General features: G+C 73.3%; 23 protein-coding genes and 1 riboswitch. Of the genes, 17 read left to right on the top strand and 6 right to left on the bottom strand.

All coding sequences use genetic code 11. From position 1 onward, the window contains the following. The first annotated feature begins 29 nt into the window (after positions 1 to 29). The 3 genes from Asera_RS25405 to Asera_RS33305 all read left to right on the top strand — a co-directional run bounded on the left by Asera_RS25405 (position 30) and on the right by Asera_RS33305 (position 2379). Complete coding sequence (locus tag Asera_RS25405; RefSeq protein WP_030446388.1) at positions 30 to 398, top strand: hypothetical protein; 369 nt, start codon at positions 30 to 32, stop codon at positions 396 to 398. Positions 399 to 446: 48 nt separating this feature from the next. Beyond that, positions 447 to 1670 carry a winged helix-turn-helix domain-containing protein gene (locus tag Asera_RS25400; RefSeq protein WP_030446387.1) on the top strand — a complete coding sequence of 408 codons (1224 nt, stop codon included), beginning with the start codon at positions 447 to 449 and terminating at the stop codon, positions 1668 to 1670. A gap of 64 nt (positions 1671 to 1734) precedes the next feature. Then, positions 1735 to 2379 (top strand): DUF2752 domain-containing protein, encoded by a 645-nt coding sequence (locus Asera_RS33305; protein ID WP_244844018.1) that lies wholly within the window; start codon positions 1735 to 1737, stop codon positions 2377 to 2379. Between the two features lie 65 nt (positions 2380 to 2444). On the opposite strand, the gene Asera_RS25390 is transcribed toward Asera_RS33305, so the two are convergent. Beyond that, on the bottom strand, positions 2445 to 3263 hold the full coding sequence (locus Asera_RS25390; RefSeq protein ID WP_030446385.1) for a DUF4097 family beta strand repeat-containing protein: 819 nt from the start codon (positions 3261 to 3263) through the stop codon (positions 2445 to 2447). 171 nt (positions 3264 to 3434) lie between these two features. Beyond that, positions 3435 to 3917 carry a toxin-antitoxin system HicB family antitoxin gene (locus Asera_RS25385; RefSeq protein WP_030446384.1) on the bottom strand — a complete coding sequence of 161 codons (483 nt, stop codon included), beginning with the start codon at positions 3915 to 3917 and terminating at the stop codon, positions 3435 to 3437. Between the two features lie 499 nt (positions 3918 to 4416). Here Asera_RS25385 and thyX point away from each other — a divergent pair, with 499 nt between their 5' ends. The 4 genes from thyX to Asera_RS25365 all read left to right on the top strand — a co-directional run bounded on the left by thyX (position 4417) and on the right by Asera_RS25365 (position 8758). Continuing rightward, positions 4417 to 5160: an FAD-dependent thymidylate synthase gene (thyX, locus tag Asera_RS25380; protein WP_211255589.1), complete on the top strand. Its 744-nt coding sequence runs from the start codon at positions 4417 to 4419 to the stop codon at positions 5158 to 5160. 85 nt (positions 5161 to 5245) lie between these two features. Further along, positions 5246 to 6142, top strand: a complete 897-nt coding sequence (gene dapA, locus Asera_RS25375; RefSeq protein ID WP_030446382.1) for a 4-hydroxy-tetrahydrodipicolinate synthase — start codon at positions 5246 to 5248, stop codon at positions 6140 to 6142. Between the two features lie 127 nt (positions 6143 to 6269). Continuing rightward, positions 6270 to 7958 carry a ribonuclease J gene (locus tag Asera_RS25370; RefSeq protein ID WP_030446381.1) on the top strand — a complete coding sequence of 563 codons (1689 nt, stop codon included), beginning with the start codon at positions 6270 to 6272 and terminating at the stop codon, positions 7956 to 7958. A gap of 71 nt (positions 7959 to 8029) precedes the next feature. Next, positions 8030 to 8758: a YoaK family protein gene (locus Asera_RS25365; RefSeq protein WP_169745840.1), complete on the top strand. Its 729-nt coding sequence runs from the start codon at positions 8030 to 8032 to the stop codon at positions 8756 to 8758. Positions 8759 to 8788: 30 nt separating this feature from the next. Here Asera_RS25365 and Asera_RS25360 read toward each other — a convergent pair whose 3' ends face one another. From Asera_RS25360 to Asera_RS25350, 3 genes are all read right to left on the bottom strand, one after another. Then, the gene (locus Asera_RS25360) at positions 8789 to 9460 is read right to left on the bottom strand and encodes a TetR/AcrR family transcriptional regulator (protein WP_035296691.1); all 672 of its coding nucleotides are present in this window, start codon (positions 9458 to 9460) and stop codon (positions 8789 to 8791) included. Positions 9461 to 9477: 17 nt separating this feature from the next. After that, positions 9478 to 10188 carry an ester cyclase gene (locus tag Asera_RS25355; RefSeq protein ID WP_030446378.1) on the bottom strand — a complete coding sequence of 237 codons (711 nt, stop codon included), beginning with the start codon at positions 10186 to 10188 and terminating at the stop codon, positions 9478 to 9480. Positions 10189 to 10432: 244 nt separating this feature from the next. Continuing rightward, positions 10433 to 11449 (bottom strand): aspartate-semialdehyde dehydrogenase, encoded by a 1017-nt coding sequence (locus Asera_RS25350; protein ID WP_030446377.1) that lies wholly within the window; start codon positions 11447 to 11449, stop codon positions 10433 to 10435. Between the two features lie 75 nt (positions 11450 to 11524). Here Asera_RS25350 and Asera_RS25345 point away from each other — a divergent pair, with 75 nt between their 5' ends. The 4 genes from Asera_RS25345 (at position 11525) to Asera_RS25330 (ending at position 16792) form a co-directional block, all read left to right on the top strand. Then, positions 11525 to 11911: a DUF2784 domain-containing protein gene (locus Asera_RS25345; RefSeq protein ID WP_030446376.1), complete on the top strand. Its 387-nt coding sequence runs from the start codon at positions 11525 to 11527 to the stop codon at positions 11909 to 11911. Positions 11912 to 11992: 81 nt separating this feature from the next. Next, positions 11993 to 14443: a DNA translocase FtsK gene (locus tag Asera_RS25340; protein ID WP_030446375.1), complete on the top strand. Its 2451-nt coding sequence runs from the start codon at positions 11993 to 11995 to the stop codon at positions 14441 to 14443. Positions 14444 to 14498: 55 nt separating this feature from the next. Then, positions 14499 to 16289 (top strand): Hsp70 family protein, encoded by a 1791-nt coding sequence (locus Asera_RS25335; RefSeq protein WP_051802253.1) that lies wholly within the window; start codon positions 14499 to 14501, stop codon positions 16287 to 16289. Further along, positions 16286 to 16792 carry a hypothetical protein gene (locus tag Asera_RS25330; RefSeq protein ID WP_035296688.1) on the top strand — a complete coding sequence of 169 codons (507 nt, stop codon included), beginning with the start codon at positions 16286 to 16288 and terminating at the stop codon, positions 16790 to 16792. Before Asera_RS25335 ends, Asera_RS25330 begins: the two co-directional genes overlap by 4 nt. A 65-nt stretch (positions 16793 to 16857) precedes the next feature. Here the strand turns inward: Asera_RS25330 and Asera_RS25325 are convergent, their stop codons facing one another. Continuing rightward, positions 16858 to 17145: a CBU_0592 family membrane protein gene (locus Asera_RS25325; protein ID WP_051802252.1), complete on the bottom strand. Its 288-nt coding sequence runs from the start codon at positions 17143 to 17145 to the stop codon at positions 16858 to 16860. 7 nt (positions 17146 to 17152) lie between these two features. Then, a riboswitch (guanidine-III (ykkC-III) riboswitch) is annotated at positions 17153 to 17222 on the bottom strand. A gap of 153 nt (positions 17223 to 17375) precedes the next feature. On the opposite strand from Asera_RS25325, the gene rimO reads away from it, so the two are divergent. The 6 genes from rimO (at position 17376) to pspM (ending at position 22568) form a co-directional block, all read left to right on the top strand. Then, a complete protein-coding gene (rimO, locus tag Asera_RS25320) occupies positions 17376 to 18812 on the top strand; it encodes a 30S ribosomal protein S12 methylthiotransferase RimO (RefSeq protein ID WP_051802251.1) in 1437 nt (478 codons plus the stop codon). Then, entirely contained in the window at positions 18805 to 19434 is a 630-nt protein-coding gene (gene pgsA, locus Asera_RS25315; RefSeq protein WP_084131593.1) for a CDP-diacylglycerol--glycerol-3-phosphate 3-phosphatidyltransferase, read from the top strand. Before rimO ends, pgsA begins: the two co-directional genes overlap by 8 nt. Continuing rightward, the gene (locus tag Asera_RS25310; RefSeq protein WP_035296685.1) at positions 19431 to 19901 is read left to right on the top strand and encodes a CinA family protein; all 471 of its coding nucleotides are present in this window, start codon (positions 19431 to 19433) and stop codon (positions 19899 to 19901) included. The genes pgsA and Asera_RS25310 overlap by 4 nt, the downstream gene beginning before the upstream one ends. Before the next feature lie 180 nt (positions 19902 to 20081). Then, positions 20082 to 20531 carry a helix-turn-helix domain-containing protein gene (locus Asera_RS25305; RefSeq protein ID WP_030446370.1) on the top strand — a complete coding sequence of 150 codons (450 nt, stop codon included), beginning with the start codon at positions 20082 to 20084 and terminating at the stop codon, positions 20529 to 20531. 315 nt (positions 20532 to 20846) lie between these two features. After that, positions 20847 to 21716, top strand: a complete 870-nt coding sequence (locus Asera_RS25300; protein ID WP_030446369.1) for a PspA/IM30 family protein — start codon at positions 20847 to 20849, stop codon at positions 21714 to 21716. Between the two features lie 90 nt (positions 21717 to 21806). After that, positions 21807 to 22568: a phage shock envelope stress response protein PspM gene (pspM, locus tag Asera_RS25295; protein WP_030446368.1), complete on the top strand. Its 762-nt coding sequence runs from the start codon at positions 21807 to 21809 to the stop codon at positions 22566 to 22568. Positions 22569 to 22591: the final 23 nt, after the last annotated feature.

The following is a 22591-nucleotide window of genomic DNA, read 5'->3' as shown; positions in this document are numbered from 1 at the left end:
ACCGCGACCGGCGTCGAGGGGAGGGCCGGGTGGCGCACCGGGAGAGCGGTTCCGGCCGCGGCGGCGGGCTGTCCGGGCCGACCGAGCGGGCGCTCTGGCTGGCCCTGGCGATCGCCGTCTCGGTCCTCGCGGTGGGCCTGCTGTGGTTGCGCTCGCTCGGCCTGTCCGTGCTGGGTACCCGCGGGGTGATCGCGGTGTTCGTGCTGGCCGAGGTGCTCGGGATCGGCGGTGTCGTGTTCGCGATCCGGGCGCAGGTGGAGGCGCCGGACAGGCCGGAGGTGGCGGCGAGCGCGCTGGCCACGGCGCGTCGCTGGGTGCTGTCCGGCCTGGTGTTCCTGGCCGGGATGGCGCTGATCGCGATCGGCGCCCGGTTCGCCCCGACCGCCCTGGCATCCTGACGGCGCCGGCACCGCATGTCGGACCTCGCCGGTAGCCTGCCGCAGGTGATCACCGCACGCGTACCGCACCTGTCGGCTGCGACCGCCCGCCGCATCGCGCTGGGCGCGCAGGGTTTCGCCGATCCGCGCCCGATCGGGGTCCCCGACGTCCGGCACCTGCGCCGGGTGCTACGCCGCATCGGTGTGATCCAGATGGACTCGGTGAACGTGCTGCAGCGCGCGCACTACCTGCCGGCCTATTCGCGGCTGGGTCCCTACCCGACCCGGCTGCTGGACCGCGCCGCCCACAGCGCGCCGCGCGAGCTGTTCGAATACTGGGGCCACGAGGCGTCGCTGGTGCCGGTCCGGCTGCAACCGGCGCTGCGCTGGCGGATGGCCGAGGCCGAGCAACACGCCTGGAACGGGGTGCGCCGGCTCGCCGCGGAACGCCCCGACCTGGTCGCCCGGGTTCGCGACGAGGTGGCGCAACGCGGGCCGCTGACCGCCCGCGAGATCCAGGACGACACGGTCCGGGATCGCAGCGACTGGGGTTGGAACTGGTCCGCGGTCAAGACCAGCCTGGAATGGCTGTTCTACTGCGGCGAGGTCACCTCGGCGGCCCGGCTACCCACCTTCGAGCGGCTCTACGACCTGCCCGAGCGGGTGCTGCCGGCCGAGGTGCTGGCCACCCCGACTCCCGCGCCCGCCCAGGCGTACCAGCAGCTGGTCCGCACCGCCGCGACCGCGCTCGGCGTGGCCACCGAGCCCGATCTGCGCGACTACTTCCGGCTGCCGGCCGCGGCGAGCCGGCCGGCGGTGGCAGCGCTGGTCGCGGCCGGTGAGCTGATCGAGGTCGAGGTGGACGGCTGGCCGGCACCGGCCTACCTCGATCCGGGCGCGCGCCGGCCGCGGCGGATCGCCGCCCGCACCCTGATCAGCCCGTTCGATCCGTTGATCTGGCTGCGATCACGGGCGGAGCGGCTGTTCGGGTTCAGCTACCGGATCGAGATCTACGTGCCGCCGCACCGCCGGGTGCACGGCTACTACGTGCTGCCGTTCCTGCTCGACGACGCGCTGGTGGCCCGGGTCGACCTGAAGGCGGACCGGGCCGCCGGGCTGCTGCGGGTGCCGGCGGCGTGGATCGAGCCGCGGCCACCCGGCGGCATCGACCGGGTCGCGGGTGAGCTCGCCGCGGAGCTGCGCACGATGGCGGGCTGGCTGGGCCTGACCGACGTCGCCCGGCCGCAGCAGGGTGATCTTGCCGGCCCGCTCGCGGCCGCGCTGGAACGGTGACCGGCGTCGGCGCGGCCACGGGCGCCGGTCCGGTACGGTGAGGAGGTTCGGCGAAGGGGAGGCCATGGCGTCGGTGAGCGACATCGGCAGCGCGCAGCAAGTGATGTCCGGGGGAGCGGTTGCGGCGATCCCGGCCACCGGCATCGGGGAGCCGGTCGACGACGGCCCGCGGACCCCGCCGCCCGGTTATGGCTACCCGGTCTCCGCGGCCGGCTACGCCTACCCTGGCCCGACCGGGGCCGAGCAGGCGTCGCCGCGGCGGCCGCGAACGCCGGTCGGGCGCCTCATCCAGTTCCTGTTCGTGCGACAGACCTGGTTGGCGCCGCTCGCGCTGCTGGCCTGCTTCGGCATGTCGGTGGTCTACGTCGAGCACTTCAACCCCACCACCGGCGAGGAGGGGCCCACCGGTGGCTGCGCGTTCAAGGCGCTCACCGGGCTCGACTGCCCGGGCTGCGGCGGCACCCGCGCCTTCTGGTACCTGCTGCACGGCAACCTGCCGGAGGCGGCCCGCAACCACGTGCTCGCGGTGTTCGCCGCGCCGTTCGTGGTGTACGCCTACCTTGCCTGGGCGCTGCGCCGGGTCTTCGGCATCGCCATGCCGCGGCTGCGCGTCCCGCCGGTCGCGTTCGCCCTGTTCGCCGGCGCCTGGGCGGCCTTCTTCATCATGCGCAACCTGCCCTGGGCGCCGTTCACCTTCCTGTACGTCTGAGGCCGTCGGCCGGTCCTGTCGCAGGGGTGCCGGCCGACACCGACACCCTCGGCGACGCGGCGCCGTCAGGACGCCGCCGGTGCCGGTACCCGGCGGATCTCGATGTCGCCGGAGGCGGTGCTGCCGCGCAGCTCCACGTCGTGACCGGCCAGCGGGCGCTCGCCGCCGATGGACAGGTCGCTGGAGGTGCTGCCGGACGCGGTGTTGAGGTCCATCCACACCCCGGTCCCGGCCGGTACGCCGAAGATCAGGTCGCCGGAGGCGGTGTTGGCCCGGACCGATCCGGCGACCACCGCGTCGATCCGCACGTCGCCGGAGGCGCTGTGCACCTTGACGGTGCCGTGCGTCTCGCCGATCCGGGTGTCGCCGCTGGCGGAGTTGTGGGCCACGTCGCCGTCGACCCGACCGGCGTCGATGTCGCCGGATGCCGAGTTGGCCTTCAGGTTGCCGCCGACGTACGCGACGCGCACGTCGCCGGAGGCGGAGTTCATCGAGACGTCACCGGTGACCTGGTCCAGCTGGACGTCCCCGGAGGCGTTGTTGACGCTGACGGTGGCCAGGGTGCCGGTGCACACCAGATCGGCGGAGGCGACCTTGGACTCCAGCGAGGAGCCGGTCGGCACGGCGATCGTGATCCGCAGCTTCGCGGTACGCCGGCCGAACAGCCAGCCGACGCCGCTGGTGTCCGGCGTCTTGACGGTCAGCTGCCCGCCGGACAGCTGGACGATCGTGTCGGCGGCGGCCTGGACGGCCCGGTCGTCGCCGGGGTTGAGCGGTTCCACCTCGACCGTCGCGGTGTCGCGCGGCTCGGCGGTCAGCTCGCAACGGCCGGCCGCGACACGCAGGTCGATGCTGACCGGGGTGTCGGTCGCGAACTCGTACATGTCTGCTCCTGAATGTCGGCGCACGGCGTCGGCCGCGCGCTCGCCTGACGGTGCGAAGGACAGGGGTGCCCGCTGAGGGTGCGGGTGGCCCCGCGGCCGGCCGGTGCGGCCGTCGCGGGTGCGGGTCGACCGGTGCGGTCGGGTGGCGCGGTGCGGGTCGACCGCGGCGGGTCAGGCCTGGGCGTAGCCGGTGACCCGGCGGCCGAGGCGGGTCCGGGTGGTCGGGCCGCCGCTGCCGCCGCGGACGGCGGCACCGATGGCCCGGACCAGCCAGGCGTTGACGGAGATGCCCTCGGTCGACGCGGCCCGTTCGACCTGAGACTTGAGGCCCTCGGGCAGCCGCAGCGTGATCCGGGCGACGTCGCCGGACTCGGCTTCGGTGGCGGGCGGCGGCTCCGGCGGGCCGGGTGGCGCGGTCTCGTTGACGACCAGGTCGGCCGCCCGGCCGCGGAGCCGTACCTCGACCGAGGCGTTGTCCAGCTTCGTGGTGATCTCGGCCGCGGCGTCGGACAGCGCCTCCAGCAGGCTGAGCCGCGCGGCGGCCTCCAGCGAGCCGGAAAGCAGCCCGGCCGCCCGCCGGACGTCGTCGTCGCCGGGGGCCGCGCTGGCCTCCAGGTCGCGGCGCAACGTTTCCAGGTACGGGTTCAGGTCCATGGCACTATCCTGACAGCACGGGTGATGTCAACCAAGCGGGGGCGCGCCCGTCGATGCCGAGGACGTCGCCGTGGCGTGGGTCTGCCGCCGCGGTCGGCGTACCGATCCCGGCTCCCGTTCTCCGACTCGAGCCCGGTGCCCGTGCCCTTCCGGTACAGCCAGCCGTCCCACCGGTGGTCTCCGGTGCGGCGGGTGGCCGGCTCGTGGTCGATGGCCCCGCGGTGGGTGTTCAGGTCTCGGCGGACCAGTTCCAGTTCCAGTGCTGATGCGTTCATGACGCCATCATGACATCACTTTCGACGCCAGTCAATGCCTGATTGCCGTCTAGCGTGCCGTCTCCGGTCGCCGCAGCGGCCGGATGGACCGCGAACCGCCCACCGAGCCCGCAACCAGCCGGTTCCGGCAGGCATCGGGGCTGCCGGTAAATTCGAGGCGCGGCAGTGGCGCAGGGGACCGGCTCGCCGCGTCGCCAGACTTCGAGGGGGATGCCGTGCCCGAGATCGTTCCGCCCACCGTGCAGCCCATCGCCTGGACCCAGTTCGCGCCGCCCGCGGACGTGCCCTGGAGCACCGACGCGGACGGTGGCCAGGCGCTCGCCGAGTTCGCCGGCCGGGCCTGCTACCAGTCGTGGAAGAAGCCGAACCCGGCCACCGCGACCAACGCCGGCTACCTGCGGCACATCCTCGAGGTGGGCCACCTGTCGGTGCTCGAACACGGCAGCGTGACGTTCTACCTCACCGGCATCTCGCGCTCGCTGACCCACGAGCTGATCCGGCACCGGCACTTCTCCTACTCCCAGCTGTCCCAGCGGTACGTGCCGGAGCGCAACGCGGCGATGGTCGAGCCGGACGTGATCGCCGAGGACCCGGAGCTGCACGCCAAGTTCGTCGAGGGCGCCGAGGCCGCCGTCAAGCTCTACACCGAGCTGCTGGAAGGCCTGGAGAAGAAGTTCGCCGACGTGCCGAACGCGACGTTGCGCCGCAAGCAGGCCCGGCAGGCCGCCCGGGCGGTACTGCCGAACGCGACCGAGACGCGCATCGTGGTCACCGGCAACTACCGCGCCTGGCGGCACTTCGTCGCGATGCGGGCCTCCGAGCACGCGGACGTCGAGATCCGGGCGCTGGCGATCGCCTGCCTGCGGCAGCTGCAGCAGGTGGCGCCGAACGTGTTCGGCGACTTCACCATCTCGGCGCTGGACGACGGGACCGAGATCGCGGCCAGCCCGTTCGTCACGGAGGGCTGAGCCGGGTGGAGTCAGCCCTCCGGGGGACGGACGTCTCACCGGATGATCCGCCCGTGCCCGCCGGTCGGTCCGATAGGTTGGTGGCATGACGCACGACCCGCGCCGACCGTTTGGTCGGCTGCTGACCGCGATGGTCACTCCGTTCGCCGCCGACGGCTCGCTCGACGTCGCCGGTGCGCAGAAACTGGCCGAGTACCTGGTCGACGTGCAGGGCAACGACGCGCTGGTGATCAGCGGGACCACCGGCGAGGCGCCGACCACCTCCGACGCGGAGAAGGAGACGTTGCTGCGCGCCGTGGTCGAGGCGGTCGGTGACCGGGCCCGGATCGTGGCCGGCGTCGGTACGTTCGACACCGCGCACAGCGTTGAGCTCGCCCACACCGCGGCCAAGGCCGGCGCGCACGGCCTGCTCGTGGTCACTCCGTACTACTCCAAGCCGCCGCAGGCCGGGTTGCTCGCGCACTTCACCACCGTCGCCGAGGCGACCGACCTGCCGGTGATGCTGTACGACATACCCGGCCGGACGGCGACCCCGATCGCCACCGACACGCTGCTGCGGCTGGCCGATCATCGCAACATCGCCGCGGTCAAGGACGCCAAGGGCGACCCCGCCGCGACCTCGGCGGTCACCGGGCACGGCGGGGTCGCCGTCTACTCCGGCGAGGACAAGCTCACCCTGCCGCTGCTGGCGGTCGGCGCGGTCGGCGTGGTCGGTACCCCGACGCACGTGGCCGGCCGGGAGACCAGGCAGATGATCGAGGCGTTCGAGGCCGGCGACCATGCCGGCGCGCTCGCGTTGCACCACCGGCTGCTGCCGGTGTTCACCGGCTTCTTCCGCACCCAGGGCGTGATCCTGGTGAAGGCCGCGATGCGGCTGCGTGGCTTGCCGGCCGGCCCGGTCCGCTCACCGCTGGTGGACGCCACCGAGGCGGAGATCCGCCAGCTGTGCGCCGATTGCGAGCGGGCCGGTATCGAACTCTGACCGTTGCGGCCGCGCGCACGATGCGAACGACAGGCGCTCCTCGTGCCGCGTCGCGGCCGGCGGGGCCGCGACGCCGGCGCCGGACCGCCGGTACCAGAAGACTGTACGAAGTGAATAGGAGAGCTCAGTGAGCCAGGCACATCCGGAGCTGGCCCCACCACCGCCGCTCGCCGCGCACAGCCTGCGGGTCATTCCGCTGGGTGGCCTCGGCGCGATCGGCCGCAACATGACCGTCTACGAGTACGAGGGGCGGCTGCTCGTCGTCGACTGCGGCGTGCTGTTCCCGGATGTGGACCAACCGGGCGTCGACGTCATCCTGCCGGACTTCTCGCCGATCGCCGACCGGCTCGACGACGTCGAGGCGATCGTGCTCACGCACGGGCACGAGGATCACATCGGCGCGGTGCCCTACCTGCTGGCGCGCAAGCCGGACATCCCGCTGGTGGGCTCGCAGTTCACCCTGGCGCTGGTGGAGGCGAAGCTCGCCGAGCGGCGGATCACGCCGTACTCGCTGACCGTCCGGGAGGGCGGCATCGAGCAGCTCGGTCCGTTCAGCTGCGAGTTCTTCGCGGTCAACCACTCGATCCCGGACGCGATGGCGGTGGCGGTGCGCACCGGCGCCGGGACGGTGCTGCACACCGGCGACTTCAAGATGGATCAGCTGCCGCTGGACGGCCGGGTCACCGACCTGGCCGGCTTCGCCCGGTTGGGCGGCGAGGGCGTCGACCTGCTGCTGTCCGACTCGACCAACGCCGAGATCCCCGGGTTCGTCACCTCCGAACAGGAGATCCGGCCGGTCATCGACGGCATCTTCCGCCGCGCGCGCGGCCGGATCATCGTCGCCTCGTTCGCCTCGCACGTGCACCGGGTCCAGCAGGTGCTCGACTCGGCGGCCGAGCATGGCCGCAAGGTGGCGTTGATCGGCCGGTCCATGGTGCGCAACATGGGCATCGCCCGCGATCTGGGGCTGCTGCACATCGCGGCCGGTCTGGTGGTGTCGCTGGAGGAGGCGACGAACCTGCCGGCGGACGAGATCGTGTTCATGTCGACCGGCTCGCAGGGCGAGCCGATGAGCGCGCTGGGCCGGATGGCCTCCGGCGACCACCGGCACGTCAAGATCGAGCCGGGCGACACGGTCGTACTGGCGTCCTCGCTCGTGCCGGGCAACGAGACCTCGGTGTACCGGGTGATCAACGCGCTGTCTCGGGCCGGCGCCACGGTGATCCACAAGGACGTGGCCCGGGTGCACGTCTCCGGGCACGCGCCGGCCGGCGAGCTGCTGTACCTGCTCAACGTGGTGCGGCCGAGCAACTTCCTGCCGATCCACGGCGAGTGGCGGCACCTGCGGGCGCACGCCCGGCTGGCGGCCGAGTCCGGGGTACCGGCCGAGGGCGTCGTGCTGTGCGAGGACGGCGACGTGGTCGACCTGGTCGACGGCCGGGCCCGGCTGGTCGGCCACCTGCCCAACCGGTACGTCTACGTCGACGGCCTCGCGGTCGGGGACGTGGGGGAGAGCGCGCTGACCGAGCGGCGCATCCTCGGCGACGGCGGGTTCATCGCGGCGACGGTGGTGGTCGACTCGGTGACCGGCAAGGTGGTCGGCGGGCCGACCGTGTCGGCGAAGGGGTTCTCGGAGGACCCGGCCGCCTTCGACCCGGTGGTGCCGTTGATCACCGAGGTGCTGGACAGGGCGGCGAAGGACGGCGTGTCCGATCCGCACCAGCTGCAGCAGCTGGTCCGGCGCTCGGTCGGCCGGTGGGTCAACGACACGTACCGGCGCCGCCCGATGATCGTGCCCAACGTCGTCGAGGTGTGATCCGGCACGTCGCGTGGTGAGCATCGCGGTTCCGACCCGTACCAATGGTCACGGATGCGATGCTCACAGCGATGTCTGCCGAGCGGTCCGAGGACGAACAGGAACGCGTGGGGCCGCCGGCCCTGCGCGTGATCCCGGACGCGCTGCTGCTGGTGCTCGCCGCCGGCGCCGGCGCCACCGACGCGCTGAGCTACCTGGCGTTGGGGCACGTGTTCACCGCGGTGATGACCGGCAACCTGGCGCTGCTGGGCATCGCGGCCGGTACCGGCTCCGGCGCCGCCGCGGTGCGCTCGGTGGTGTCGCTCGCGGGGTACGTGGTCGGCGTGGCGGTGTGCACCCGGTTTCTCGGTCGCACCAGGGCCACCGACCTCGACCCCTGGCCGGTACGGGTCACGCACGCGCTCGGCGTGCAGGCGGTGTTGCAACTGCTGCTGTTCGTCGGCTGGCTGGTCGCCGACGGCCGGCCCACCGGGATCGGCGCGGGGGTGCTCGTCGCGGTGTCCGCGGTGGCGATGGGCTTCCAGGCCCGCGCGGTGCAGGCGCTCGCCCTGCCGGCCGGGTCCACCACCTACCTGACCAGCACGCTGACCACGGTGGTCAGCCGGATCACCGGTGGCGCAGCGGGCCGGGGGCTGCCCCGGCTGGTGTTGCTGGTGGCGGCGATGCTGGCCGGGGCGGCGGTGTCCGCGCTGCTGGTGACGACCGCCCGGCTGGCCGCCGGGGTACTGCCGTTCGCGCTGACCGGTGTCGCCGTGCTGGCCGCGGCGGCGGTCGACCTGCGGCACCGCCGCCGGCACTGACCGGGCGGCGGGACCGCGACACCGCGGGCCTCAGCCGTGGCCGTGCGGCTCGGCGAGACCGTCGAGCAGCGCGGTCAGGCCCTGCTCGTACAGCGCGTCCGCGTCGTAGCCGGTGTCGCCGAGCTGTGCGAGCCACGCGGCCACGGTCGGGTACCGGTCGGGATCCAGCGCGGCGGCGGTCTCGCGTCGCTGCGCCGCGGTCGGTTCGGCAACCCCGAGCGGCGGTCGCCCGGCCATCGCCAGGCAGTGCCCGATCGTGTAGGTGACCAGGTTGTTCAGCGCGTAGTTGGCCCGCGCCAGGTCGAACCCGGCGTCGTGTAGCAGCCGCATCGCCGCCTCGTACAGCGCAAGCCCCGGGCCGGCCGTCACCTCGTGGGTGGCCACGGCCGGCAGCGCGCCGGGGTGCCGCAGCAGCGTGCCGCGCAGCGACCACAGCAGGCGGCCGAGCACCGTGCGCCAGTCCGCCGCCGGATCGGCAGTCGGGACGGTGACCTCCGCGAACACCCGGCCGGCCAGCCCGGCGACGATGGCTGCCTTGTCCGGCACGTGGTGGTACAGCGACATCGCCTCGACGCCGAGTTCCCGGCCGAGCCGGCGCATCGACAGCGCCTCGACGCCTTCGGCGTCGGCGATCCGCAGCGCGGCCTCGAACACCCGGTCGCGGCTCAGCCCGGCGCGCCGACGGGACGCACTACCGGCCACGCCATGCTCCTCGTCGCTCAGGGCAGGTCGTCGATGGCGACCACCCGGTAGGTGGCGATGCTAGTACCGGTGGCTGCGGGCCCGGCGGCGGCGACCCGGGCCGACACCTGCTCGCGCGAACCGGCGAGGTGTGCGTACCGGATCAGCCGGCGCGGGTCGTCGACGTGCCGGGCGGTGTACACGCGCGCGCCGGCCGGGCCGGTCCGCCGGTGCCGCAACAGCTCGAGCGCCCGGTCCGGGTCGGCGGCAGCGTCCAGCGCGACCGAGTCGACCACCAGGTAGCGCCCGGCGTTCGGGTCGTCCGGTGCGGCCGCGGCGATCTCGTCGTCGGAGCCGATCAGCCCGAACTGCTGTAGGCAGCCGAACCGTTCGGAGACCCCGCCCAGCTCGGTGAGCTGCCCGCCAGCGAACCGGAGCACGAACACCGCCGGCCAGCTGGCCCGCTGACCGGTGGCCGCGCCCCGCCGGTACGGGCCGGTGTTGGTCGCCGAGATGCGCAGCAGCAGCGCGGCCCGGTCGCCGGCGACGAGCAGGTCGTCGAGGTCGAGCCGCACGTCGGGGAACGACGCGACGGCCATCTCCAGCCCGGTCCGAAACGACTCGGCCGGCGCGTCCACCACCAGCGGCGGTGCGACGAGGTCGGGGGACAGCAACGCGTCGAGCGCGTCGAAGTCGCGCTCGTTGATCGTCTCGACGAAGCGGCGGGCGAGCTGTTCGGTGCTGGTCATGAGGGCCTCCCTGATCTGACTTACGCCGTAAGGAACAGGGTGGCCGGCCTCGGCTGCGGCGGCAATACCTTACGATGTAAGTCACAGGGTGGCACGAAACAGGCCCCGGCCACCCGGCCGGGGCCTGTTTCGTGCCGCACCGAGCCGCCCCGCGCTGCGCGCCAGATGGGCTCAGCGCTGCGCGCCAGATGGGCTCAGCGCTGCGCGCCAAATGGCGCAGGGCTGCGCGGCGATTGGCTCAGGGCTACGCGCAGAGCAGCTCGGCGATCTGGACCGCGTTGAGCGCCGCGCCCTTGCGCAGGTTGTCGTTGGACAGGAACAGTGCGAGGCCGTTGTCGACCGTCTCGTCCGGCCGGATCCGGCCCACGAACGTCGGGTCCTGGCCGGCCGCCTGCAGCGGCGTCGGGACGTCCGACAGCGCGACCCCGGGCGCGTCGGCCAGCAGCTCGCGCGCCTTCTCGACGCTCAGCGGCGCCGCGAACCGGGCGTTGACCTGCAGCGAGTGCCCGGTGAACACCGGCACCCGGACGCAGGTACCGGACACCTTCAGGTCCGGGATCGCCAGGATCTTGCGGCTCTCGTTGCGCAGCTTCTGTTCCTCGTCGGTCTCGCCCAGCCCGTCGTCGACCAGCGATCCGGCGTACGGCAGCACGTTGAACGCGATCGGTCGGACGAACTTCTCCGGCGTCGGGAACTGCACCGCCGCGCCGTCGAAGGTGAGTCCGGCCGCGCCGTCGACGACCTTCCTGGCCTGCTCGTCGAGTTCGGCCACGCCGGCCAGACCGGAACCGGACACCGCCTGGTACGTGGCGACCACCAGGCTGGTCAACCCGGCCTCGTCGTGCAGCGGCCGCAGCACCGGCATCGCGGCCATCGTGGTGCAGTTCGGGTTGGCGACGATGCCGCGCGGCCGGTTCGCCAGCGCCCGCGGGTTCACCTCGGCCACCACCAGCGGTACGTCCGGGTCCATCCGCCACGCCGACGAGTTGTCGACGACCACGGCGCCGGACGCGGCGACCTTCGGCGCGAGCGTCTTGGACGTGCCCTTGCCGGCGGAGAACAACACGATGTCCAACCCGCGGAAGTCCGCGGCCGCGGCGTCCTCGACCGTCACCTCGCCGTCCCGCCAGGGCAGCGTGCGCCCCGCCGACCGCGCCGAGGCGAACAGCCGCAGCTCGTCCGCGGGGAACTCGCGCTCCGCGAGGATGCGGCGCATCACGCCGCCGACCTGGCCTGTTGCTCCGACAATCCCGATACGCATGAGCCGCAGGCTACCTGGCCGGCGGGCTGCCCGCCGAAACGTCCCGGCCAGTGAAAACGGGCATACGCTGCGGCCATGGGCTATCGATGGCTCGGCTGGGCGCTGGTCGCCGTGCACTTCGGCTACCTGGCGTACCTGCTGCTCGGCGGTTTCGTCGCGATCCGCCGGCCGCGCACGCTCGTGCTGCACCTGCTCGCCGCCGGGTGGGCGGTCGTGGTGGTCGCGGGCCACCTGTCCTGCCCGCTGACCGCCGCGCAGGACGCCGCCCGGCATGCCGCCGGGCTGCCGCCGCTGACCGGTGGCTTCCTGGCCAGTTACGTGCGCGGGGTGCTCTACCCCAGCGGCGCCGAGACGCTCGCCCAGGTACTGCTCGGCACGGTGGTACTCGTCTCCTGGGTGCTGGTGGCGCTGCGCTGGTGGCGCCCGGCCTGGCAGCGCCGGTCCGGCCGGCGTAGCGGCTGAGCCCCCGGGCCGACCAGGGAATTCTGTCACCGGCCGTGTCGGACCGGGGGTTTGCGTTCGGTTCCGGCTAGCGTGGCGGTCATGGCTGGCCGCACGTCTGCCACGAGCCGTGCCCGCACCTCGGCGAAGAAGAAGACGGGTACGGCTAGCCGTGCCACCCCGCGCCGCAGCCCCGCCCGGCGCCCCGCTCGGCGCAAGCCGAAGCGGTCGGCGTCGGCGCGGGTCGCGAGCGGCGCGTTCGGCGGCCTGGCCCGTGGGGTCGGGTTCCTCGCCCGGGCGGTCGGTCGGCAGGCCGCCACCGCGCGTGAGCTGGACCCGGCGCACCGGCGCGACGGCCTCGGCCTCGCCCTGCTGGCGTTCGGTATCGTGCTGGCCGTCGCGGTCTGGTTCCACGCCGCCGGCCCGGTCGGCTCCTGGGTGGCGTACGCGGTGCGCTGGGTGGTCGGCGCGGCCGCCGCGGCGCTGCCGGTACTGCTGGCCTTCGCCGCCGTCCGGGTGCTGCGCCAGGCCCCCGACCCGGCGCACCGTGGCCGGCACCTGGTCGGCTGGAGCGCGCTGCTGCTCGCCGCGTTGGGGCTGCTGCACCTGTTCCGCGGGGGTCCGGGTACCGCGGACGGGCGGGCGTACGCCGGTGGCATCGTCGGCGACCTGGTCGGCGGCCTGCTGGCTCGCGCGGTGACCTCGTGGGTGGCGGTACCGCTGCTGGTCCTGCTGTTGCTGTTCGGCTTGTTGGTGGTGACCGCGACCCCGCTGAACCGGATCCCGGAGCGGTTCCGCCGGCTGCGTGATCTCGCCCTGGGCCGGGCCGCGGCGCCCGCCGAGGACGACGCGGACGAGGCGGACGAGGTCTCCGGGCCGCCGGTGCGGCTGCGCCGACCGTCCCGGCGCCGGCAGGGCAGCCGGGCCGAGGACCCGGCCACGGTGTCGCCGGCGGGCGAGGAGGCCGCCGACGAGCCGGAGCTGCCGGTCCAGCGCAAGCCGCGCAAGAAGCTGACCCCGCCGGAGCACGGTCCACTGCCACCGCCGAAGGTGGAGCAGCCGGTGCTCAGCGCGGCGGAGGGCGACTACCGGCTGCCGCCACCGGAACTGCTGCGCAAGGGCGGCCCCGGCAAGACCCGCAGCCGGGCCAACGACGACGCGATCGCCGCGCTGCAGGGCGTCTTCGAGCAGTTCAACGTGGACGCCGCGGTGACCGGGTTCACCCGTGGCCCGACGGTCACCCGGTACGAGATCGAGCTCGGCTCGGGGGTGAAGGTCGAGCGGATCACCCAGCTGTCGCGCAACATCGCCTACGCGGTGAAGAGCCCGGACGTGCGGATCATCAGCCCGATCCCGGGCAAGTCCGCGGTCGGCGTGGAGATCCCGAACACCGACCGGGAGGACGTGGTCCTCGGCGACGTGCTGCGCAGCGCCGAGGCCGCCGCCGATCCGCATCCGATGGTGGTGGCGCTGGGCAAGGACATCGAGGGCCGCAACGTGGTGGCCAACCTGACCAAGATGCCGCACCTCCTGGTCGCCGGCGCCACCGGTTCCGGCAAGTCGTCCTGCATCAACTCGCTGCTGGTGTCGATCCTGGCGCGGGCCACGCCGGACCAGGTGCGGCTGTTGCTGGTCGATCCGAAGCGGGTCGAGCTGACCAGCTACGAGGGCATCCCGCACCTGGTGACGCCGATCGTGACCAACCCGAAGAAGGCGGCGGACGCGCTTGCCTGGGTGGTCCGCGAGATGGACATGCGCTACGACGACCTGGCCGCGGCCGGGGTGCGGCACGTCGACGACTTCAACCGCAAGGTGCTCAAGGGCGAGATCACCGCGCCGCCCGGCAGCGAGCGCGAGTACCGGCCCTATCCGTACCTGCTGGTGATCGTGGACGAGCTGGCCGACCTGATGATGGTGGCGCCGCGCGACGTGGAGGACGCGATCGTGCGCATCACCCAGCTCGCCCGCGCCGCCGGCATCCACCTGGTACTCGCCACCCAGCGGCCGAGCGTCGACGTGGTCACCGGCCTGATCAAGGCGAACGTGCCGTCTCGGCTGGCGTTCTCCACCTCGTCGCTGGGCGACTCCCGGGTCATCCTGGACCAGCCCGGCGCGGAGAAGCTGATCGGCCGCGGCGACGGGCTGTTCCTGCCGATGGGCGCGAGCAAGCCGGTCCGGTTGCAGGGCGCCTGGGTCACCGAGCCGGAGATCCACGACCTGGTCAAGTACTGCATCGAGCAGCGGCAGCCGGAGTTCCGCGACGACGTGCTGACGGTCGCCCAGGAGAGCAAGAAGAAGATCGACGAGGACATCGGCGACGACCTCGACCTGCTGTTGCAGGCGGCCGAGCTGGTGGTGACCTCGCAGTTCGGCTCGACCTCGATGCTGCAGCGCAAGCTGCGCGTCGGGTTCGCCAAGGCCGGCCGGCTGATGGACCTGATGGAGACCCGCGGCGTCGTCGGCCCGTCGGAGGGCTCGAAGGCGCGCGACGTGCTGATCAAGCCGGACGAGCTGGAGGACATGCTGGCCAGCATCCGCGGCGAGAACGGCTGACCGCACGGTGGCGTCGATGTCCTAGGCTGTGCCGGATTGCGGCACAGGGAGGGACATGGCGGGCGCGTTCCTACTCGGGGTGGATCTGGGCACCTCGAACACTGTCGCGGTGTTGCGATGGCCGGACGGCCACACCCGGCCACTGCTGTTCGACGGCGCCGAGTTGCTGCCGTCCGCGGCGTTCGTCGACGCCGCCGGCGTGCCCTCGGTCGGTCGCGACGCGGTGCGCGCCGGCCGCGCCGATCCCGGGCGGTACGAACCGAATCCCAAGCGCCGCATCGACGAGGAGACGGTGCTGCTCGGCGTTTCGGTGCCGGTGGTCGAGTTGCTCGCCGCCGTGCTGCGCCGGGTGGCCGACGAAGCGGTCCGGGTGGCCGGCGAACTGCCGCCGGTCGTACTGACCCATCCGGCCGACTGGGGCGCGCCCCGCCGCGACCGGCTCGCCACGGCGGCCGCGCGGGCCGGCTTGACGGTCGCCGCGCTGCTGCCGGAGCCGGTGGCCGCCGCCGCGTACTTCACCGCGGTGCTCGCGTCGACCCTGCCCGCGGATGGCGTTCTCGCCGTGCTCGACGTCGGCGCGGGCACCACCGACGCCGCGCTGGTCCGGCTGGCTCCGGGCGGTTACCAGGTGCTCGCCACGGCCGGTCTGGCCGACCTCGGCGGTCTCGACCTGGATGCCGCGCTGGTCGACCGGATCGGCACGATGCTGCCCGACGCGCCGGCACCGGTCGACGCCGACGCGCCGGCACCGGTCGACGCCGACGCGCCGGCACCGGTCGAGGCCGACGCGCTGGCGCCGGTCGAGGCCGACCGGACCGGCACGCCGGCGTCCGGGCCGCCGACCGGGTCCACCGAAGGGGCCGCCTCCGACGATCGGCCCGCGGTCGTCGAAGGCGCGGCGCCGTGGATGAGGCTGACCGAGCCGTCCTCGCCGGAGGACCACCGGGACCGCTGGTTGTTCTGGGACGACGTGCGCGGCGCGAAGGAGGCGCTGTCCCGGCTGTCGTCGGCGCCGGTGCACGTGCCCGGTGCAGCGGCGCTGCACCTGACCCGCGGCGAGTTCGAAGAGGTGGCGCGGCCCCGGCTCGACCGGGTGGTCGAACTGCTGGCTGGCTCGATCGCCGACGCGGGCCTGTCGGCACCGCAGCTGACCGGTGTCTTCCTGGTCGGCGGGGCCAGCCGGGTGCCGATGCTCGCCGCCCTGCTGCACGAGCGGCTCGGCATCGCCCCGGTGGTGTTGGAGCAACCGGAGCTGGTGGTCGCCGAGGGTGCGCTGCGGGTACCGCCGCCGCCGGCCGGCGCGTTGCCACCGCAACCACCGGCGTGGGGTGCGGCCCCGCCGGCGGCCAGACGCCGGATCGGGTACCTGATGGCCGTGCTGGTGCTGGCCGTGCTGCTGCTGGCGGCCGGCGGCACGACCGCGGTGCTCGGGGTCGACCGGTTGACCTCGTCGCCGCCCACCAGCTGGCCGGACGCTTCGGTGCAGGCCGCCACCGCCACGGCGAGCAAGGCGGTCCCGGCAGTACTCGGCTACGACTACCGGTCGCTCGACGCCGACGTGGCGGCCGCCCGCAAGTGGTGCACCGGGTCGATGCGGGCGAACTACACCAAGACCATGACGAGGCTGCGCAAGGACATCTCCGAGCGGCACGCGATGGTCTCCGCCCAGGCGAAGGAGATCGGCGTCGTGTCGTCCGCTACCGACACCGTGACGTTGCTGGCCTACGTGGACCTGCACAGCACCAACCGCACCAGTACCGAAGCCAGGCTCGATCAGATCCGGGTTCGGCTGGTCATGCGCCGTACCGGCGACGGTTGGCGGATCGAGAAGCTGGAGTCGCTGTGACCACCGTGCCCGCGCCCCACCGGCGCCCGGTCGGCTGGTTGATCGCGATCGGCGCGCTGGGGTTGGCGTTGTTGCTGACCCTCGCCCTACTCGTGGGCCTCGCCGGGACGCGCACCGCCGCCGGCCGCGCCGCGTACGTGCCGGCGGCGACGAAGGCCGCCCGTACCGCGACGCTGGTGTTCCTGAACGTGAGCGCGGATCACGTCGACGCCGACCTGAAGCGGATGCTCGACCTGAGCACCGGGAAGTTCCGCGCGCAGTACCAGGCGCGCCGGACGCAGTTGCGCAGCGGGATCGTGCAGAACCACGTGCAACAGACCGGGAAGGTGCTCGGCGTCGCGCCGACGCAGGCCGGTTCGACGGCGGCAACCGTTCTGGTCGCGGCCGATGCCACGGTGCGCAACACCAGCACACCGAAGGGTAGGACGGTGCACTACCGGATCCGACTCTCGCTGGTACGGCCGCACGATCGGTGGCTGGTGTCGGCGCTGAACATCGAATGAGCCGCGAGGCCGGAGCCCGCCGACGACCCGGAGATCCGGACCGTCGACCGCCCGGCCGCGCCGGCTCAGTCGGTGGGTGCGGAGCGGTGTCCGGCCCGCAGCAGGTGCGGGCGCTGCCGTCGGGCCCGGCCGAGCACCCCGAGCAGGGAGGCGAGCGCGACCAGGCACCAGACGCCCTCGAGCAGCAGGAAGCCCCATTCGTGCCCCAGCAGTGCGAGCACGGCGAGCACTCCGGAGCCGAGCGCGTTGACGATCAGGTAGGCCAGTGAGCGGGCGTCGACGGCGCCGATCTGGCTGGCGAAGAATCCGGCGAGCACCAGAACAGCGCCCACGATCTGCAAAATGTCGGTCATGGTAGGTGGCGCGGCGTCTTTGCTGGGCCGGGTACGTCGCGCTGCTCGTCCGGGACCGGTGGCAGATCCACCGTTCGTCGCCCAGGCTAGCCGTGTGTCGTCGAGGCGACGATCATCGGTGGCAAACTTCACCGACCTGCCGCCGCCGCGGGGCGGTGTCTGCGCTGGCACCCAGGATCGGTCGGTACGCTCGGTACGTGTCAGCCGCCGAATCCCCCCGCCGTGTCGCCATGCTCACCCTCGGGTGCGCCCGTAACGAGGTCGACTCCGAGGAGCTCGCCGCCCGCCTCGCCGCGGACGGCTGGCAGGTGACCGGCGACAGCGCCGACGCCGACGTGGTCCTCGTCAACACCTGCGGCTTCATCGAACAGGCCAAGCAGGACTCGATCGAGACGCTGCTGGACGCGGGGGAGAACGGCGCCAAGGTGGTGGCCGCCGGCTGCATGGCCGAGCGGTACGGGAAGCAGCTTGCGGACAGCCTGCCCGAGGCCGACGCGGTGCTCGGCTTCGACGACTATCCGGACATCTCCGACCGACTGCGCACCGTGCTCGCCGGCGGTTCGCTGACCGCGCACGAGCCCCGGGACCGGCGCACCCTGCTGCCCATCACCCCGGTCGAGCGGCACGCGCATCCGGCGCCGGTGCCCGGCCACGGTGACGTCGACGAGCACGCCCCGGCGCACCTGAAGGTGCTGCGCTTCCGGCTCGACGACGGCCCGGTCGCCTCGCTGAAGCTCGCCTCCGGCTGCGACCGGCGCTGCGCGTTCTGCGCCATCCCGTCGTTTCGCGGCGCGTACCTGTCGCGTACCCCGGACGAGGTGCTGGCCGAGGCGGAATGGTTGGCCGGGCAGGGCGTCCGGGAGCTGGTGCTGGTCAGCGAGAACTCCTCGTCGTACGGCAAGGATCTCGGCGATCCGCGGGCCCTGGAGAAGCTGCTGCCGCAGCTCGCCGCGGTGCCGGGCATCGTGCGGGTGCGGGCCAGCTACCTGCAGCCGGCCGAGATGCGTCCCGGCCTGGTCGAGGTGCTCGCCGGCACGCCCGGCGTCGCGCCCTACTTCGACCTGTCGTTCCAGCACGCGAGCGAGCCGCTGCTGCGCCGGATGCGCCGGTTCGGCTCCACCGAGCGGTTCTGGGACCTGCTCGCCTCGGCCCGCAAGATCGCGCCCGAGCTGGGCGCCCGAACCAACGTGATCGTCGGGTTCCCGGGGGAGACCGAGGCCGACGTCGCCGAGCTGGAGCGGTTCCTGACCGGCGCGGACCTGGACGCGATCGGGGTGTTCGGCTACAGCGACGAGGAGGGCACCGAGGCGGTCGGGCTGCCCGACAAGGTGCCCACCGACGAGGTGGACGCCCGGGTCAACCGGATCTCCGCGCTGGTCGACGAACTGGTCGCGCAGCGCGCCGAGGACCGGCTCGACAGCGTGGTCGAGGTGCTGGTCGACCGCACCGACGGCGACGAGGTCGAGGGCCGGGCGGCGCACCAGGCGCCGGAGGTCGACGGGAGCACCGCGCTGCTGGCGGGCGGCTCCGTGGACCCCGCGACGCTGCGTCCCGGTGATCTCGTCCGGGCCCGGGTGACCGGCACCATCGGGGTCGATCTGACCGCGGTGGTCGAGCGGGTACTCGACCCGGCGGCCGCCGGAGGGCAGAGTGGTGGCCGTGACTGAGGCCGCATCGAGCGCGCCCGGCCGGGCCGTACCACCGGCCCGGCGGGAGCCGCCGCCACCCACCGCACCGCTGGTGAACCCGGCCAACGCGCTGACCGCGCTGCGGCTGGTGCTCGTGCCGGTGTTCGTATGGATCTCGGTCTCCTCCGGCCTGATCGCCGCCGACTGGCGGATCCTCGCCTGCGTGGTGTTCTGCGTCGCCTCGGTGACCGACTTCGCGGACGGCTGGCTGGCCCGCGCGCGCAATCTCGTCACCCCGTTCGGCAAGGTCGCCGACCCGATCGCGGACAAGGCACTGACCGGTACCGCGCTGCTGGTGCTGTCGGTGTACGCGGGGCTGCCGTGGTGGATGACCGGGCTGATCCTGTTCCGGGAGGCCGGGGTCACCCTCCTGCGGTTCTGGGTGCTGCGGCACGGCGTGATCGCAGCCAGCCGGGGCGGCAAGCTCAAGACGGTACTGCAGATCCTCGGTATCGCCTGGTATCTCGCCCCGTGGCCCGATCCGGTGTCGGCCGTCGGCTTCTGGATCATGCTGGCCGCGCTGCTGGTCACCGTCGGCACCGGCATCGACTACCTGTTCCGCGCGCTCGCGCTACGTCGCGGCGCCGCCGACCGGTCGTGACCGCACCGGCGGAGGTGGTCACCGAGCTGGCCCGGCGAGGTGAGACGCTCGCCACGGCCGAGTCGCTGACCGCCGGCCAGCTCGCCGGTACGGTCGCCGACGTGCCGGGCGCCAGTGCGGTGCTGCGTGGCGGCCTGATCGTGTACGCGGTGGACCTGAAGGCGTCGCTCGCCGGCGTGGACGAGCGGCTGCTGGCCGAACACGGCCCGGTGCACCCCGAGGTGGCCCGGCAGCTCGCCCGCGGCGCTCGCGAGCGCTGCGGCGCCACCTGGGCGTTGGCGACCACCGGCGTGGCCGGGCCACAGCCGCACGGCGGGCAGCCGGCGGGCACCGTCTACGTCGGCCTGGCCGGCCCGGAGGTGCTGCTGGCCGAGCGGCTCGCCCTGCCTGGTGATCGGGCCGCCGTGCGTTCCGGGACCGTCGCCGCCGCGCTGGATCTGCTGCTGCGGTCGCTGCCGGCAGCGTGATCCGGCCCGGTTGCGTACCTCGTTCGGGAAGATCATCCCGCGGTACTGTGTTGCATCACGTCGTGGGGCACGGTGTCGGTGTCGGCTCGGCGCGGTACCGTGGCGAACATCCCGGTCCGGGTGCGACGCCCTCGGGCCACGGTCGGGCCGAGTGGTGTCGGTCGCCGGAGGAGGTGTGCGATGGTCCTGCTGCGCAGGGTCCTGGGTGACACGCTGCGTGAACGGCGGTTGGACCAGCGCCGCACGCTTCGGGACGTGTCGACCGAGGCCAAGGTGAGCCTGGGTTACCTGTCCGAGCTGGAACGCGGTCAGAAAGAGGCCTCCAGCGAGCTGTTGGGCTCGATCTGCGAGGCACTCGGAGTGCAACTGTCCGACGTGCTGCGCGAGGTGAGCGACACGGTCGCGCTGGCCGAGGAGATGGCCGGGGTGCTTGCCCCGGTCGGTGCCGACCAGCCCGGAACGGCCGATCCGGCGCCCGCCGAGCCGGTCCCGGCGGGTGCGGTGCCCGCCGGTGCGGTGCCGCCGGGCGCGGTGACCAACTCGGTGGCGATGCGTGGGCGGCCCACGCTGGCTCGCTCGGTCGGTCCGGCGCCGCGGCGCCCGGCACGTGAAGTGGTGTGCGCGGCCTGAGCCGCCGGTCTCAGGGGCGCCCCTGAAGTGTCCCGGGCATTGCGGATAAAGCGGCTTCGGGTCTCTCACTTGCCGGCGAGTTCAGGCACACTTGATCTGGTGCGCGGGTTGGCGTGGAGTCGGGTCGGCGTGCCGCAGGGCAAGCGAGGTCCGGGCGCTTCGGCACCGGGGACATCGTGGTGTTTCGGCGGTTTCCTACCGAGGATTCCGCGATCGCCCGCCGGGGGCGGCGTGACGACGGTCGCACTCGCCTGACACGATGGGACGAACGCGTCGAGGCCGGCGCTGCTAGAGCCGCAGAGAGGACCGCGAACAATGGCGAACCCGTTCGTCAAGGGCTGGCGATACCTGATGGCGCTGTTCGGCGCCAAGATCGACGAGTACGCCGATCCGAAGGTGCAGATCCAGCAGGCGATCGAAGACGCGCAGCACCAGCACCAGGCGCTCACGCAGCAGGCTGCGGCGGTCATCGGCAACCAGCGGCAGCTGGAGATGAAGCTGTCCCGGCAGATGTCGCAGGTCGAGCAGTTCCAGGGGCAGGCCAAGCAGGCACTGGTGATGGCCGACAAGGCGCGCGCCGACGGCGACGAGACCAAGGCGCAGCAGTTCGAGCAGACCGCGCAGGTGCTCGCCACCCAGCTCGTCTCCGCCGAGCAGTCGATGGAAGACCTGAAGACGCTGCACGACCAGTCGATCGCGGCGGCCCAGCAGGCCCGCAAGGCGGTCGACGACAACGCGATGATGCTCAAGCAGAAGCTCGCCGAGCGCACCAAGCTGCTCAGTCAGCTCGAGCAGGCCAAGATGCAGGAGCAGGTGGCCAACTCGCTGCAGAGCATGTCCGACCTCGCCGCGCCGGGCAACACCCCGTCGCTGGACGAGGTGCGGGACAAGATCGAGCGCCGCTACGCCAACGCGATGGGCCGTGCCGAGCTCGCGCAGAACTCGGTCGAGGGCCGGATGCTCGAGGTGCAGAAGTCCAGCCTGGACATGGCCGGCAACGCTCGGCTGGAGCAGATCCGGGCCAGCATGGCCGGCGAGCAGCTGACCAGTGCACCCGCGCAGAAGGCGGTCGAGTCCGGTTCGACGCAGGCCGCCGACGCCGAGCAGACCGCCGGCGTGGCCCGGCTGGAGCAGCTGCGCGCCAACATGAACAAGAACGGCAGCCAGGACGCCTCGGCGGGCTGACCGCCCGCGAAGCGACGCCCGGGCGGTAGATCGCCCGACGTCGGGGCGGGCTGGTCGCCCGCGGCGTACGCCGGTCGGGGAGGGCACCGGATGGCCGAGACGCGGGAGCAGCGGCTGCGCCGGCTGGGCAGGTTGCGGCGCGCCTTTCGGCGCTGGGTGGTGCTCGGCGCCGGGCTGACCGGCGCTGCGGCCGTCCTCACGCCGTACGCGGGGATCGGGCTGCCGGACGCCGCCTGGGCGGCCGGGGCGGGCGTCTCGGTGGCGCTCGCGGTGTTCCGCTGGCGCGACTACCACGCGCTCGCCGCGGAGCCCCTGCCGCCGGAACGGCCGCAGGTCGGTGCCGGCGAGGCGGTGCGGCAGGCCATGCGAGCGGCGCTCACGGCCAACCCGCTCGCACGGGCCGCGGTGGACGAGGTCGGCCGGCGAGCCGAGCGACGCAAGTACGGCGGGACGGCCGCGGCGGCCCCGATGGCGCGGCTGGGCACCGCGGTGCGCACCCTCGACGACGTCCGCGCCGGCACCCGCAGCGAGTACGTGGACGAGGCGCTCGCCGAGGCCGCCGACGGCGAGCGCGCGCTGCGCGACCTGGCGCATCGGCTGCTCACGGTGGAGAAGGCGTCCCGGTTTGCCGGCCCGGATGCCGCGCCCACGCTGGCCGCGGCGAAGCAGACGCTGTCCGGCCAGCTCGCGGACGGTGTGTCCACCTACGAACGGCTGGCGGCCGCGACGGCCGCCGCGGCCGCCAGTGGCGCAGGCACGGACACCGGCGCGCAGTACCGGTTGACCGAGGCGGCGGATCGGATGGCCGCGTTCGCCGCGGGCCTCGCCGAGCTGCGCGAGCCCGCCAGCTGACCTCCCCGCCTCGCGCCGGCCGG

This window comes from Actinocatenispora sera (genome assembly GCF_018324685.1).
GTDB classification, from domain to species: Bacteria; Actinomycetota; Actinomycetes; order Mycobacteriales; family Micromonosporaceae; genus Actinocatenispora; species Actinocatenispora sera.
The sequence above is the reverse complement of the archived record's forward strand: the minus strand, read 5'-3'. Positions and strand labels throughout refer to the sequence as shown.